This window comes from Geodermatophilus sp. URMC 63, from assembly GCF_053502565.1.
This window is the reverse complement of the sequence record NZ_CP199956.1, coordinates 3,950,309-3,964,651: the sequence shown is the minus strand read 5'-3', so window position 1 is coordinate 3,964,651 and position 14,343 is coordinate 3,950,309. Positions and strand designations below refer to the sequence as shown.

Annotated in this window: 13 protein-coding genes; 7 read left to right on the top strand and 6 right to left on the bottom strand. The window is 74.9% G+C overall.

Annotated features, from left to right (window positions below; all coding sequences use genetic code 11):
* Positions 1-28: 28 nt before the first annotated feature.
* Both ggt and ACWIZO_RS19345 read right to left on the bottom strand, forming a co-directional pair.
* Positions 29-1,867, bottom strand: coding sequence for a gamma-glutamyltransferase (gene ggt / locus ACWIZO_RS19350; protein WP_448639269.1), 1,839 nt, complete (start codon positions 1,865-1,867; stop codon positions 29-31).
* Between the two features lie 235 nt (positions 1,868-2,102).
* Entirely contained in the window at positions 2,103-2,288 is a 186-nt protein-coding gene (locus tag ACWIZO_RS19345; RefSeq protein WP_448639268.1) for a hypothetical protein, read from the bottom strand.
* A gap of 96 nt (positions 2,289-2,384) precedes the next feature.
* Here ACWIZO_RS19345 and ACWIZO_RS19340 point away from each other — a divergent pair, with 96 nt between their 5' ends.
* Positions 2,385-2,816, top strand: coding sequence for a protealysin inhibitor emfourin (locus ACWIZO_RS19340; protein ID WP_448639267.1), 432 nt, complete (start codon positions 2,385-2,387; stop codon positions 2,814-2,816).
* Between the two features lie 15 nt (positions 2,817-2,831).
* On the opposite strand, the gene ACWIZO_RS19335 is transcribed toward ACWIZO_RS19340, so the two are convergent.
* Together ACWIZO_RS19335 and ACWIZO_RS19330 are read right to left on the bottom strand one after the other, a co-directional pair.
* Positions 2,832-3,893 (bottom strand): M4 family metallopeptidase, encoded by a 1,062-nt coding sequence (locus ACWIZO_RS19335; RefSeq protein ID WP_448639266.1) that lies wholly within the window; start codon positions 3,891-3,893, stop codon positions 2,832-2,834.
* 198 nt (positions 3,894-4,091) lie between these two features.
* Entirely contained in the window at positions 4,092-4,703 is a 612-nt protein-coding gene (locus ACWIZO_RS19330) for a TetR family transcriptional regulator (protein WP_448639265.1), read from the bottom strand.
* A gap of 60 nt (positions 4,704-4,763) precedes the next feature.
* Here ACWIZO_RS19330 and ACWIZO_RS19325 point away from each other — a divergent pair, with 60 nt between their 5' ends.
* The 3 genes from ACWIZO_RS19325 to ACWIZO_RS19315 all read left to right on the top strand — a co-directional run bounded on the left by ACWIZO_RS19325 (position 4,764) and on the right by ACWIZO_RS19315 (position 8,761).
* Positions 4,764-6,329: an MFS transporter gene (locus tag ACWIZO_RS19325; protein ID WP_448639264.1), complete on the top strand. Its 1,566-nt coding sequence runs from the start codon at positions 4,764-4,766 to the stop codon at positions 6,327-6,329.
* Between the two features lie 69 nt (positions 6,330-6,398).
* A complete protein-coding gene (locus ACWIZO_RS19320) occupies positions 6,399-6,908 on the top strand; it encodes a phosphohydrolase (protein ID WP_448639263.1) in 510 nt (169 codons plus the stop codon).
* Between the two features lie 107 nt (positions 6,909-7,015).
* Positions 7,016-8,761 (top strand): PHA/PHB synthase family protein, encoded by a 1,746-nt coding sequence (locus tag ACWIZO_RS19315; RefSeq protein ID WP_448639262.1) that lies wholly within the window; start codon positions 7,016-7,018, stop codon positions 8,759-8,761.
* Between the two features lie 48 nt (positions 8,762-8,809).
* On the opposite strand, the gene ACWIZO_RS19310 is transcribed toward ACWIZO_RS19315, so the two are convergent.
* Complete coding sequence (locus tag ACWIZO_RS19310) at positions 8,810-9,553, bottom strand: hypothetical protein (RefSeq protein WP_448639261.1); 744 nt, start codon at positions 9,551-9,553, stop codon at positions 8,810-8,812.
* A 989-nt stretch (positions 9,554-10,542) separates the two neighbouring features.
* On the opposite strand from ACWIZO_RS19310, the gene ACWIZO_RS19305 reads away from it, so the two are divergent.
* The 3 genes from ACWIZO_RS19305 (at position 10,543) to ACWIZO_RS19295 (ending at position 13,396) form a co-directional block, all read left to right on the top strand.
* Positions 10,543-11,346 carry a transposase family protein gene (locus tag ACWIZO_RS19305; RefSeq protein WP_448640099.1) on the top strand — a complete coding sequence of 268 codons (804 nt, stop codon included), beginning with the start codon at positions 10,543-10,545 and terminating at the stop codon, positions 11,344-11,346.
* 10 nt (positions 11,347-11,356) lie between these two features.
* Complete coding sequence (locus ACWIZO_RS19300) at positions 11,357-11,956, top strand: hypothetical protein (RefSeq protein WP_448639260.1); 600 nt, start codon at positions 11,357-11,359, stop codon at positions 11,954-11,956.
* Positions 11,957-12,406: 450 nt separating this feature from the next.
* A complete protein-coding gene (locus tag ACWIZO_RS19295) occupies positions 12,407-13,396 on the top strand; it encodes a hypothetical protein (RefSeq protein WP_448639259.1) in 990 nt (329 codons plus the stop codon).
* Positions 13,397-13,439: 43 nt separating this feature from the next.
* On the opposite strand, the gene ACWIZO_RS19290 is transcribed toward ACWIZO_RS19295, so the two are convergent.
* Positions 13,440-14,300, bottom strand: a complete 861-nt coding sequence (locus ACWIZO_RS19290; protein WP_448639258.1) for an alpha/beta fold hydrolase — start codon at positions 14,298-14,300, stop codon at positions 13,440-13,442.
* Between the last annotated feature and the right edge of the window lie 43 nt (positions 14,301-14,343).

Here is a 14,343-nt window from a genome sequence, read left to right as displayed (position 1 = left end):
CACCGGCGCAGGACGCGCCGGCGTGGTCCTACCCGTCCTCGCCGAGGTCGGGGGCGAGCTCCGGGACGCCGGGCAGCTCGTGCACGACGCCGGCGCTGCCACCGCCGCGGCGCTCGGGCTCGGCGGCGGCGAGCAGCACCCCGCCGGGGAGGAACTCGACGCCGGTCGCGGCCCCGATCTCGGCGGTCTCGGTGAACTGGTGTCCCAGCGCCTGCAGCTGCTCGCCGTACAGCGCGAGGAAGGCGGGCTCGGCGTCGGTCGTCGGGCTGTTGCGCTGGCTGGCCCGGGGCGCGGCGATCGCCGCGCCGAGGTCCATGTCGCGGTCGACCCGGTTGACCAGGGTCTGCAGCACCGTGGTGATGATCGTGCTGCCGCCCGGGGAGCCCAGGGCCAGCACCGGCGCGCCGTCGCGGAGGACGATGGTCGGCGCCATGCTGCTGCGCGGGCGCTTGCCCGGGGCCGGCAGGTTGGGCTCGGGCACCGTCGGGTCGGCCGGCGCGAAGGTGAAGTCGGTGAGCTCGTTGTTGAGGATGAAGCCCCGGCCGGGCACCGTGATCCCGCTGCCGCCGGTCTGCTCGATGGTCAGCGTGTAGCTGGCGACGTTCCCCTCCGCGTCGGCGACCGTGAGGTGGGTGGTGGAGGGCCCCTCGGCACCGCCGGCACCGGTCGCGGCCCCCTCCGCGGGGCACGGGCCGTACTCGCCGTCCGGGACGCCGGCCTCGACCGGCTTGGGCAGCGCCGCGGCGGGGTCGATCGCGCAGGCCCGCTCGGCGGCGAAGCCGTCGGACAGCAGCTCGGCGAGGGGCACCGGGGTGTAGGCGGGGTCGCCCACGTAGCGGTTGCGGTCGGCGAAGGCCAGCGCGGCGGCCTCGAGGTAGGTGTGCAGCAGCGGCACGTCGGGCAGCGAGCCGAGCGGGAACTGCTCGAGCACGTCCAGCGCCTCTCCCACGGTGGAGCCGCCACTGGACGGCGGGGCCATGCCGTAGACCTGCAGGCCCCGGTAGTCGACCTGGGTCGGCGCGCGCAGCGGGGCGTCGTAGCGCGCCAGGTCGGCCTCCTCGAGCAGGCCCGGGCGCACCTCCTCGGCGCCGGGCGCCTCCGGCGGGTCCTGCACCGTCGCCACGATCTCGTCGGCGAGCCCGCCGGCGTAGAAGGGCTCGAGCCCCTCGTCGGCCAGCAGCCGGTAGGTGTCGGCCAGGTCCGGGTTGCGGAGGACCGAGCCGACCTCCGGCAGCTGCCCGCCGGGGAGGAACATCTCGGCGGTCGGCGCGAACCGGCGGAACTTCGCCTCGTTGTCCGCGGTCTGCTGCCGGAAGGTCTCGTCCACGACGAAGCCCTCGTCGGCCAGCCCGATGCCGCCCTGCAGCGCCTCGCCGAGGGACAGCGTGCCGAACTCCTCCAGCGCCTGGTCCCACGTCAGCGGCGTCCCCGGTGTGCCGACCGACAGCCCGCTCTGCACGGCCTCCTGGAAGTCCAGCGGGGTGCCGTCGGCGTCGAGGAAGGCGTCCGCGCCCATGGCCAGCGGGGCGGTCTCCCGGCCGTCGATCGTGGAGACCTCGCCGGTGGCGGCGTCGTAGTAGACGAAGAAGCCACCGCCCCCGATGCCGGCGGAGTACGGCTCGGTCACCCCCAGCGCCGCGGCCGCGGCGACGGCGGCGTCGGCGGCGTTGCCGCCGTCCGCCAGCACCTGCAGGCCGACGCGCGTCGCGTCCGGGTCGACCGTGGCCACCGCGCCGCCCGTGCCCACCGCGAGCGGCACCTTCTCCGGCGCCGGCTCCTCGGCGACCGCCGCGCCGGGACCCCCGGCGGCGACCAGACCGGTCGTCAGACCGGCGAGGGCGAGCAGCGTGGTGCGTCGACGGGCCATGACGCCTCCTCCGGCGGGGTCGACCAGCGAGGCCCCCATCGCACACCGGCCTCCCGGGGAGCGCCACCGCAGGCCCTTGAGAGGAGCGTCCACCCGGGCAGCGGATGCCACGGCCCACAGCGACGTGGGGAGGTGCAGGACGGCCGGCCCCCAGCGTCCCTCGGCCGCGGAGGGGCCCGCGTTCCCCGGAACACGACCACGCGAGCGGGGGCGGGCGGCGTCCGGCCGGGTAGCGTCAGGCCTGCTCGGCCGGCCCCGCCCAGGAGGTCTCGCAGTGGGCGCAGAACCACGTCAGGTGGCGGTGGTGGCGGTGGCGCCGCTGGACGCTGCGGGTGATCGCCGTGCCGCACGACCAGCAGCAGGAGCGGACGTCCAGCGTGTGGGTGTACTGGTCCCCGGAGGAGGACGGGACGACCGACATGGGGGCTCCGCGGGCTCGCCGACACGACGCCGGAGCGGTGCCCGGTCACGCGGGAGGGCAAACCGGCGCACGGGGGCGCGCCGCGGGCTCGCCTCGGTGCTGCTCGCGGTCGTGGTCGTGGTCGTCGGCGGGTGCGGGTCGGGCGGGGCCGCCGCCGGCGGAGCCGCCGGTGACGGTGCGGGCGACGGCGCGGGGAACGGCGCGCCAGGGAGGGGGATCGAGGTCGTGGACCAACGGGTGCAGGTCGAGGTCGAGCGCACGGGCGGGTTCGGCGGGCTGGTGACGCACCGGTCGGCGGACACCGCCGCGCTGCCCCCGGACGAGGCGCGCGAGCTGCGGGACCTGGTCGGCGGGCTCGACGTCGAGGCCCTCGGGCGTGCGCCGGCGTCGACCCGGTCGGTGCCCGACGCGTTCGAGTACGACGTCGTCATCTCCACCGGTGGGCGCTCGGTGCGCCTGCACGCCCAGGACCCGGACGTGCCGGAGCAGCTACGTCCGCTGATCCGTTTCGTGATCCAGCGGACGTAGCCGGCTCCCCCCGGCCTACAGGACGCCGACGGTGCGGAAGGCGCCGCGCACCGCCTGCGCCGCCTGGCGGTCGACCTTCTGGTCGCGCGCGAGGATGCGCGCCTGCGCGCTGAGGACCTGCGCGGCGTCGGCGAAGTTCGCCGTCGGCCACAGGTTCTGCAGGCCCGCGTACCAGATCCTGCCCGCGCTGTCGGTGCCCAGCTCCGACGCGGTCAGGTAGAACGCGCGGTTGATGATGCCGCTGTTGATGTGGACGCCGTAGTTGTCCTTGGGCCCGGAGTAGTACCCGCTCATGTGGTCCGGCTGCGGGTCCTTGCCCATGAGCGGGTTGTCGTAGGCCGTGCCCGGGTGGGCCATCGACCGCAGCGCCTCGCCGTAGAGGTCCGGCGCCATGATCTCGTCGCCGATCAGCCAGTTCGCCGACTCGAAGTCCTGACCGCGGACCTGCTGCTCGATGAGGCTGCCGAACACGTCGGCGAAGGACTCGTTCAGCGCGCCGGACTGCCCCTTGTACTGCAGGTTCGCCGTGAACTGCACGACGCCGTGGGACAGCTCGTGCCCCAGGACGTCCGGCGAGGCCGCGAAGTCGACGAAGATCTTGCCGTCGCCGTTGCCCAGGACCAGCCGCACGCCGTCCCAGAAGGCGTTCATGAACGCGACGTCGAAGTTCACGTTGACGTTGACGGTCATCCCGTTGTGGTCGATGGAGTCGCGGTTGTGCACGGTCTTGTAGTAGTCCCGCGCGGCTCCGGCGTAGTCGTAGGCCTGGTTGACGTTCTGCGCCTTGTTGGCTGGGTCCCCTTCACCGCGGACCAGCTTGACGTCGAAGTTCGCGGTGTTCTGGTCGTCGTAGATGGCGCGGTCGCCCTTGGTGGGCCGGGGTGAGACGACCGTGGTGAGCGCCGACGGGAGGTCCGGGGAGGCGTTCTGGCGCAGGTCGCGCAGCTGCTGGGTCAGCACCGCGGTGCGCTGCGCCGCGCCCGGGTCGGGCGTGTCGATGCTGCTCGAGCGCGCGAGGTGCTCGATCACCGCGGGCGGCACGAAGGAGCACCGCGCGGGACTGGTGGGGACGGACATGGAGGAGCCTCCTGCTGGCCAGCGACGAGGGAGCCCCTCGACCGGGACACTGCGCACCGCCCGAGGGAGCGACCCGGGGCCGTGCGCGGATCGCTGCGCCAGGATCGCGGGGACCACGTCACCCCTCCGTCACGACGGCGTCACCGGGCCCCGGCCGACCGCTCGCCTCCCCGCGGGACCGCCGCCACTGCCCGACGGTCAGCCGGCCGCTCCCGCCCGCAGCAGCGCGGCGCCCGGCACGACGAGGCGGCGCACGTGCCGGTCGACGTCGTCCGGGCCGGGGGCCGGCTGGGCGGCGTCGAGCGCGCCGATGGCGTAGAAGTCCGTCGTCGCGGTGACGCACTGCCAGCGCCAGGTGAGCTCGGACCCGTCCAGGTGCGGCAGCAGCGGCGCCAGCACCGCGCAGTACCGGTCGGCGACGGCGCGGACGGCGGCCGCGCCGTTGGCCTCCCACGCCTCCGGCGGTGCGTCGAAGATCCGGGTGAACACGCGCGCGGCGTAGCGGCCGCGGCCGGCGCACCGCAGCACGACGATCGGCCGCACCCACCCGTCGACGAGCGACTCGACGTCGGGGCCGGACCGCAGGTCGCCCAGCACCCGCTCGCGGTGGGTGAGGACCTCCTCGACGACGCGGCGCTCCACCGCGGCGACCAGGCCGGCCTTGTCGCCGAAGTAGTAGCCCACGGCGGCGGCGTTGGCGACGCCGGCCAGACGGAGCACGTCGCGCACCGAGGTGCCCGCCGGGCCGCGCGCGGCCAGCAGCTGCTCGGCCGCGTCCAGCAACCGCGCGGGGGTTGCCACCTCCGTCATCCGACCTCCATGCTGGGGCCCGCCTAACACGGGCGTATCAGACGATCGTCTGGAGTGAGCATGCCCGACGCTCGAGTCGTCCGGGGTGGCCCGGGCGCGCTCCTCGCCGCGACGAGTGCGGCCGTGGCGCTGGTCGGCGGCGCCGGCACCGCCCTGGCCCGCGCCGGACACGAGATCGCCCGCGCCACGGGCGCCACCGGTGCCGAGGTGTCCTGGGCGGTCGGCGCCTACGCGCTGGCCGTCGCCGTCCTCGCGCTCCCCCTGGGGATCGCGGCGCGCCGCTGGGGCCGGCGCAGCGCGCTCGTGCTGGGGCTGGCCGTCCTCGCCGTCTGCAGCGTGTGGTCCGGGCTCGTCGCCGACCCCACCACGCTGGTCGTGCTGCGCGGGCTGGCCGGCGCCGGGGCGGCGGCGGTCGTGCCGGCCGCGCTGTCGGTGCTGCTCGACGCCCACCCGGCCGAGGGCCGCCCCTCGGCCGTCGCCGTGTGGGTCGCGGTGGCCGGCGCCGGCGCCCTGGTGGGCCTGGTGCTCGCCGACGTGCTCCTGTCCTTCGCGTGGTGGGGCAGCCTGCAGGTCGTCTCCGGCCTGCTGGCCGCGGGGGTGGCCGGGCTGTGCCTGGCCGTCGTCCCGCCGTCGTGGGCGCACCGGGGCAGCCGCCGTCCCGTGCGCTCGACCTCTCCGGCGGGCGCGCGCGTCGTGCCGGCCCGGCACCCCGTCATCGGCCTGGGGTCGACGCCGGCAGTGGCGCGGACCTCCCACCTGTCCCGGACCCTGCAGGCGGTCGCGGCCGGCGCGCTGGTGCTCGGCGTCACCGGCGCCGTCGTCCTGGTCAGCGCGGTGGTCCCGGACGCCGCACCCTCGACGCCGGCCATGGCCACCACCACCGAGGAGGACGGGGTGGCGCCACCCCGGCCGGCACCCGACCGCACCTCGATCCTGCCGGTGCCCGCGGCGGAGCCGGCCGCCGCGCCGCCGCTCGCGGGCACGGCCGCCGCCCCCGTACCCGCCGGCGTCGCCGCGGACGGGCAGCAGCCCACCGTGGCGCCCACCACGGAGACACCCGGGCAGACCGGGGAGGCCGCCCCGGCCGGGACGAGCGCCCCCGCGCCCGCGCCCCCGACGACGGCCTCCGCCACCTCGACGTCGACGACCACGGCTCCGACCACGGCTCCGACGACGGCTCCGGCCCCGACGACCACCGCTTCGACGACCACGGCTCCGACCAGCGCGGCTCCGACCAGCGCGGCCCCGGCCACCACGACCACGGCCACCACGACGCCGGCCCCGACCACGACGGTCCCCGCCCCGACCACGACGGTCCCCGCCCCGACCACGACGGTGCCCGCCCCGACGACTCCGGCCCCGACCACGCCCGCTCCGACCACGCCCGCTCCGACCACGCCCGCTCCGACCACGTCGGCCCCCACGACTCCGGCTCCGACCACGCCGGCCCCGACCACGCCGGCCCCCACGACACCGGCTGCGACACCGACCACCCCGGCGCAGACGAGCACCCCGACCACGACCCCGGCCACGACCCCGGCCACGACCTCCGCGACGGGGAGCACGACACCGGAGACCACGACACCGGCCGGGACGACCACGGCGACCGGCACCGCCAGCCCCTGAGCGCCCTGCCACGCACGGTCGGCTCGCCGGAGCCGCCGCGCGCCCCCGTCACCGCCTAGCCTCGGGCGCGTGGGGTTCACCGTTCCCGACGCGCACCTGCTCGCGCTGCACGCACACGAGGGGCAGGTCGACGCGCAGGGCCGGGACCACTACCTCGCCCACCTGCGGCCGGTCGCCGAGGCGCTGCGGCCCTACGGCCCGGACGCGGAGATGGCCGGCGTCCTGCACGACGTCGTCGAGGGCACCCGCGACCACCCCGACCCCGCCCGCCGGTACGACCTCGACCGGCTGCGCGCCCTCGGCGTCCCGGAGGTCGTCGTCGAGGCGGTCGACGCAGTCACCCGGCGCCCTGGCGAGCCCTACATGTCCGGCCTGATCCGCCGCTGCGCCGCCCACCCCCTCGGCCGCCTGGTCGCGCTCACCGACAACGCCCACGCGCTGGCGGCCAACGCCGTCCTCGCGCGGACCGACCCGGACCGGGCGCGCACCCTCCGCGAGGGCCGCTACCGCCCGGCCCGCCGCATGCTGCTGGCCGCCGAGGCCGCCGACCCGGGGTGCGGCCGGCGCATCCTCGTCTGACCCGCGCCGCCGGCCGGCGCGGACAGCCCGCCGGTCAGGGGTACCCCCGTAGCCGGTGCAGCACTAGCGTCCCCTCCTGTGTGACCCAGTTCACAAGAGGGGGATCGGTGACCAGGACCCAGCCACCACACCAGCGCACGTCCACCCGCCCGCACCTCGCGCCCGCGGACCGCGCCACCCGCGACGACCCCGCGCCGCCGGCCCCGGTGGAGGGTGGTGAGCCCGTCGGCCTCCCCTCCCCGCGCGGCATGGCCCGGGGCCTGGTCGCGACCTTCGCCCGGCCCGGGCCCGTGGCGCGGGAGGCCGTCCGGCTCGGGCGGGACACCGCCCGCATCCTCCGCGGCACCGACGAGCTCGCGCCCTCGCCGAAGGACCAGCGCTTCGCCGACCCCGCCTGGTCACTGCACCCCGGGTACCGGCGGCTGGGCCAGTCCTACCTCGCCACGACGGCGGCCCTCGGCCGCCTGGTCGACGACTTCGAGGCCACCGGCGCCGACTGGCGCGAGGTCGAGAGCGTGCGCTTCGTGGTCACTGCGCTCACCAGCGCCCTGGCGCCCACGAACACCCTGGCGGGCAACCCGGCCGCGCTGAAGCGGGCGTTCGACACCGCCGGGGTCAGCGTGCTGCGCGGCCTGCGGAACGTGCTGCACGACCTCGTGCGCAACGGCGGGCTGCCCCGCCAGGTGGACCGCAGCGCCTTCACCGTGGGCGAGGACCTCGGCATCACCCCGGGCGCCGTCGTGTACCGCGACGAGGTCGTCGAGGTCGTCCAGTACACGCCGTCGACGCCGACCGTGCGCGAGCGGCCACTGGTGATCGTGCCGCCGCCGATCGGCCGCTTCTACTTCCTCGACCTGCGACCGGGACGCAGCCTCGTCGAGTACGCCGTCAGCCGGGGCCTGCAGGTCTTCATGGTCAGCTGGCGCAACCCGACGAGGGAACAGTCCGAGTGGGGCCTGGACGAGTACGCCGGCGGCGTCGTCACCGCCGTCGACGTCGCACGGGAGGTCACCGGGTCCGACGACGTCACCACCCTGGGACTGTGCGCCGGTGGCCAGGTGATGACGACGGCGCTGAACCACCTGGCTGCCACCGGCGACGACCGGGTCCACGCCGCCGGCTACGCGGTGACCCTGCTCGACTTCTCCAGCCGGGCCCCGCTCGGCGCCTTCTCCGGTCCCCGGCTGCTGGAGGTCGCCCGGCGCAACTCCCGCCGCCGGGGCGTCATCTCCGCCCGGCAGATGGGCTCGATGTTCACCTGGATGCGCCCGGACGACCTGGTCTTCAACTACCTGGTCAGCCAGTGGCTCATGGGTGAGGACCCGCCCGCGTTCGACGTCCTTGCCTGGAACTCGGACGGCACGAACCTGCCCGCCCGGCTGCACGAGCAGTTCCTCGACGTCTTCGCGCACAACGCGCTGGTCAAGCCCGGGGCGCTGCGGGTGCTGGGGACGCCGGTGCACCTGAGCCGGATCACCGTCCCCACGTTCGTCACCGGGGCGCTCACCGATCACATCACCCCATGGCACGGCTGCTACCGGACCACCCAGCTGCTGTCGGGCCCGAGCACCTTCGTGCTCAGCTCCAGCGGCCACATCCAGAGCCTGGTCAACCCGCCGGGCAACCCCCGGGCCCGCTACTGGACCGGCGGGGAGCCCGGGCCCGACCCCCACGCCTGGCGCGCGGCGGCCGAGGAGCACACCGGCAGCTGGTGGGAGCCGTGGTCGGAGTGGGCGCTGGAGCGCTCCGGCGACGAGGTGCCCGCCCCGGAGGCGCTCGGCAGCGCCCGGCACCCGGTCCTGGAGCCGGCGCCCGGCTCCTACGTCCGGGACCGCGTCCCCGGCCGCGGCTGAGCACTCGGGTCCTCCTGAGTCCTCCTGAGTCCTGGTGCGGCGGGCGGGTCAGCCGGCCCGCCGCACCAGGTGGTCGAGCACCTGCCCGGTCTTGCTCTGCGGCTGCGGGTCGGCGGGCAGCCCGCAGGAGAGGACGAACCCGGTCAGCGCGTGCTGGCGGGCCGCGGCCTCGGCGGGGTCGCGGGCCACGACCGACAGCTCGAGGAAGTCCAGGTGGTCGACGGTCCACCGCTCCGCCCGGACGCCGAGGTCCGGCGGTGCCGACCGGACCTCCTTCCACCGGGTCGCGGCCACCGGCGGCAGGACGGTGAGGGCCGCCAGCTGCACCGGGACGTCGGCGCAGTCGCGCAGGAAGGCCGCCTGCTCCTCGGTGAACAGCTCCTCGGCCGACCGCCCCTCCTCGTCGATCCCGTCGAGCGGCGGTGGCCGGTCGACGGTGTGCGAGACCGCGAGCACCCGGCGCTCCCCCGCCCAGTCGGCCTCGACCTCCACCTCCCAGTCGTGCCCGTCGGCGGTCTCGCCCTCGCGCGCGGAGAGCCAGCGACAGGTCAGCTGGGAGAGCCGGGCCGGGCGCAGCTTGATCGTCGAGTCACCCCGGCCCTCCGGCTTCGAGCGGGCGCGCAGGACGACGCCGCGGTCGAGCAGCGGGGTGCCCGGGAGGGCACCGGGGACGACGTCCTCGCAGAAGTGGATGCGCCAGGACTGCCCGCCGCTCAACCCGAGCGCCCGCACCGCCGCGTCGGTGCCGTCCCCGCCGAGGGTCACCTTGACCTCGATGCCGTCCAGCCGCATGGCGTGCCTCCGCTCCGGGGTGGGCGGCCCAGCGTCCGCGGCCCGCGTCACGGCACCGTCACCGGGTGGATGCAGGAAACTTCTTTACCTGGCCTCTTGCTTCATCACGGACGGTCTATCTGGGACGACTTGGAACGCTCAGCCGCCATGGACGGAGTGCCCCGACACCGAGACCGAAAGGGGTGGACGCGACCGCGATCGAATGCAGGCTGCGCGACACCTGTCCGTCTTGTTCACGCGCACGCGTGCGTGACCCCCTGGTCCCTGACAGATTAGCGGCCGTGGTGCCTCCCCTGACGCGATGGTTGACCGAGATGGCGGCGATCACGAGAGGCGATGAGCTCGCGGCAACGCACCACCGCGTGATTCACCCCGGCGGTCCGCCGCTGCATGGGCCGGGCCTCGTCCGGCACCAGGCCGTTGGCCCGCTGCAGCGGCCGGGACAGCCGCCTGAGTACCTGTCCCTGATGAGCTTCTTCGTGCCCGTCGGCCAGGACTACGGGTTCCGACAAGGCGATCTCGCCCGTGCCCTGGGTGCGCTGCTCAGCTTCATGGTGAACAGACGCGTCGACGTCCTGGCTGAAGTGGCGATGAGCATGGAGGACCAACCCGACGTCGCGACCTTCTTGCCGATCGGGGGAGTTCCCGACCGTGCGCTGCTGGCGCCTTTCGACATCGACCAGACTGGGCTAGATGAACTTCTCCGTGAGCATCTGGCTCTCCTGGCTGGTCTCGATGAGAAGGACGCCGAGGTCATCGCGGCGGCTCTCGACATGCACTACGGCGCCTGTCTTCTCCTTGACCGGGACATTGCTTCGGCGTACACGCTGCTCGTGGCCGGCATCGAAACAATGAGGTTTTCTCACCAGATTTGGCGGCCTGATAGGCGTTGCTGCTGGTCGCAGCCAGGGTTGCAGAAGAGCGCGCGGGCTCTCGGGGTGAAGATCGTCTCGCCAAAGGTCGATCCCCGTCTTCCCCGGGAGCCCGCTGTGTCTCATCGTGCCAGCCTGGACGTGTCCGCCGCGGTGTTGAAGGCCGTGACCGGCTGGATCGCCCAGCACCGCCGCCGCCCCGGTGCGCGGCCGGCGCAGCGGGCCGGCACGGTGCACGCCCAGGTCGTGCTCGTCCTGCGGTGGCTGCGCCACCGGCTGGATCTGCGCACGCTGGCCAGGGAGGCCGGGCTGAGCATCGCCACCGCCTACCGCTATCTGCACGAGGCGCTCGAGGTCATCGCCGCGCAGGCGCCCGACCTGGAGGCCGTACTGGCGCGCGCTCACGCCGCGGACCTGCCCTTTGTCTGCCTGGACGGCACGCTGGTGCCCACCGACCGGGTGGCCGCCCGCGCCGAGCGGGGTCATCACCTGTGGTACTCGGGCAAGCACCACGCCTTCGGCGGCAGCGTGCAGGTCCTCGCCGACCCGACCGGCTTTCCGCTGTGGGTCTCCGCAGTCCGTCCCGGCTCCACCCACGACCTGACCGCCGCCCGCGAGCTGGTGCTTCCGACGCTGTACCCGCACGCGGCCAGACGCCTGCCGGTACTGGCGGACAAGGGCTACACCGGTGCCGGCGTCGGCGTGCACGTCCCGGTTCGTCACCATCCCGACGGGCCGCTGCACATCGACAACCGCTGCTACAACCGGCTGATCACCGCGCTGCGGGCACCCACCGAACGCAGCAACGCTCTGCTCGGCCGGTGGCGCGCCCTTGACCGCGTCACCGTCTGCCCTCAGCGCATCAGTGCAATCGCTGCCGCCGCACTCGTCCTGACCTCACTCGACCGCGGAACCAGGTGAGAAAACCTCAATGAGTCGGCGATTCGGAAGTCCGCCCGAGGATTGGGCCAATTGGGATCAAGCTGCCACCTGGGACAAGTTCTGTGAAGAAAATGCGCTATCAACTAAGCAGACGCAGGCACTGCGAGACCAGTTGATGCGCGACCGCCAACTCCGGCTGAACGAGACCTTCGCGGCGTATGCCAGTTCAACCTTGCCGGACTTGTTCTGGGACGGTCGCTGGCAGGACTGGCTCTACACGCTGACGATGCCCGCGGGGACGTTCACCGGAGGCGGCTGGACGAGCGGGGCCTCGATCGAGGAGCTCGTACCTCGAGACCGGGAGCACTTGAAGGCGGCGTTGAAGCGCAGCTATGTAGCCCGCAGCGGCTTCGTTCACGCCGGCGACCGCGCCGTCGACATCAATACCGAGTTCGTGGCGCGGGTCATCCCGAACCGCGTCAGCCGTCTGAGCTTTCCTGGTTTGCGCCTGCTACTGCGGGGGTTGATCGAGCACGAGCTTCGGAATCGGTCCAACGGACGGGGCGTCGTTCCGGAGATCATCTTCACCCTTGACGCGGACGACGCTGCGACGTCATCGCAGCATGGTGAGGAGGGCTCGGGCTCGTAGAGGCGCTTCGTCGACTGCGGTCTTCCGCCTCCGACCCGTCACCGACCGCCCGGGCGACGTGACGGCGTGGTGACGCCCACGGTCGACCCTGTGGCGATGGCTGTCACGTCCCCCCACGGTGCCCCGACGCGCGAGGACCCGACCCGCGAGGACACGACCCCCGAGGACCCGACCCGCGAAACCCCGATCCCGGAGGACCCGACGCACGAGGACACGACCCGCGAGGACGGCGCTCCGGTCCCGCCTCCGGTCGGCACCCCCTCCCCCGACCAGCACGCGCCCCGGCGACCTCGCCGGCGGCTCGGCGTCCCAGGGCGCCACGGCCGCGTGCCGGCCTCGCGGGCGTGGCGGGAGGGGACCCTGACGCGGGTCCAGGAGCTGGAGGCCCTGTGCGCCTGGGCGGCCCGTCACCGTCAGTCCTCAGACGCCGACGAACCCATCCTCCGAGCCGTGGCGGTGCACCTCGCGGCGGCCCGGCAGGCCGCCGAGGTCCGCGGTCACCTGGTGATGGACGAGGCGCTGCTGGAACGCGCGATGAGCAACCTCGACGCGGCCGAGGGCATGCTGCTCACCGTCGCACCCCCCGCCTACCTCCTGGGCCGGCTCCCGGGCGTGCTCAACGACGTGACCCGCCACCTCGCGCCGTCGGACCATCGGCGCCGGCAGCTCGAGCAGCTCGGCCGGCGGGTCGGCGTGTGCTCCTCCGGGGACGCCGCGGAGGGGACACCGCCGGCGGACGCCGAGCCGCTCGAGCTGGTCAAGGCCGAGAGGCTGACGATCGCCACGGCCAGCCGGGCCGCCGGCTCCGCGGCGCTGCGGGAGCAGATGCGCCTGCGCAGCTTCCGCAACGTGCTGATCGTGGCCACCGTCCTGCTCACCCTCCTGGCCGCGACGCTGTGCCTGATCGGGCTGCGGAGCCCCACGTCACTGCCGCTGTGCTTCGCCCCGGAGCAGCAGGACGGCAGCACCCTGGTGGTCTGCCCGACCGCCCAGACCACGGTCGACACCGCGGGCGGCAGGGGCGACCCCGCCTCCGGCGACGTCGACGACGTCGTCCGCGAGACGGTCCGGCCGCTGGACGTGCTCCTCGTCGAGGCGATCGGTCTGACCGCCGGGGCCGTCGCCGCCGCGGCGGCGGTGCGCAACCTGCGGGGCTCCTCCGAGCCGCACGGCATCCCGGTCGCGGTGGCCCTGCTGAAGCTGCCGACGGCGGCCCTCACGGCGGTCCTGGGCCTGCTGCTCGTGCGCGGCCAGTTCTTCCCGGGCCTGACCGCTCTGGACACCTCGGCGCAGATCCTGGCGTGGGCGCTGGTCTTCGGCTACGCGCAGCAGGTGTTCACCCGGCTGGTCGACGCGCAGGCCGACACCGTCCTGAGCAGCGTCCGTGCCGGCAACGGGACCGTCCCCGGCGACGGCGCCGTCCCGGCCCCCGGTCGCTGACGCGGGCGCCCCCGGCCCACGGCGCGGTCCACGGTGCACCGGGTCACGACCCGCCCCGGGCCTCCCGGGCGACCAGCGCGCGCAGCTCCGCCCGCATGACCCCGGGGTACTGCAGGGGCACGAAGTGGGTGCCGGCGAGCGTGCGCAGCCGCGCGCCGGGGACCGCCCGCGCCGCCATCCGGACGTCGGCGAGGTCGACCAGGCTGTCGTAGCGGCCGGCCACGAAGGTGACCGGGCAGCGCACCGGCCCGACGTCCAGCGGCGCGTGCTCGGCCACGGCCAGGGCCAGGTGCCGGTACCAGCGCCAGTCGTGCCGGGAGAACTCGTGCAGCACCTGGTACAGCGCGGCCGGGTGGCCGGCCTCCCGCGCCGGGCCGGTGACCCCCGCCGGCGTCAGCAGCTCCGGCCACGGCGGGAGGCTCGCCACCAGCACCGGCAGCAGCGGGCCCACGGCCGGCAGGAGCCGGCTGCTCAGCCGCCCCGCCGGCGCCCGCAGCCGCCGCGGCACGCCGTAGGGCGCGAACACGGCCGAGAAGCTGCCGCCCGGCACCCCGGCGACGGCGAGCAGCGACCGGACGCGGGCGGGGTCCTCGAGCGCGAGCTCGAACGCCACGTTGACCCCCAGCGACCAGCCGACGACCGTCGCCGAGGACAGGCCGAAGGCGTCGAGGACCGCGCGGGCGTCGTCCGCGTGGTCCTCGACGCGCACCCGGTCCCGGTCGGCCGGCCGCTCCGAACCGGACAGGCCGCGGTAGGACCAGGTGACCACCCGGAAGCCGCTGTCGCGGCCGACCAGCCCCGGCCAGGCCGCCGGCGGGGCGCCCAGGCCGTTGCACAGCAGGAGCGGGACGCCGTCCCCGTCGTTGGTCCAGGCGCGCAGCCGCGTGCCGTCCGCGGCGCGCACCGTCGTGTGGCCTCCCTGCAGGGGCCCGCCGCGAGCCTGCGAG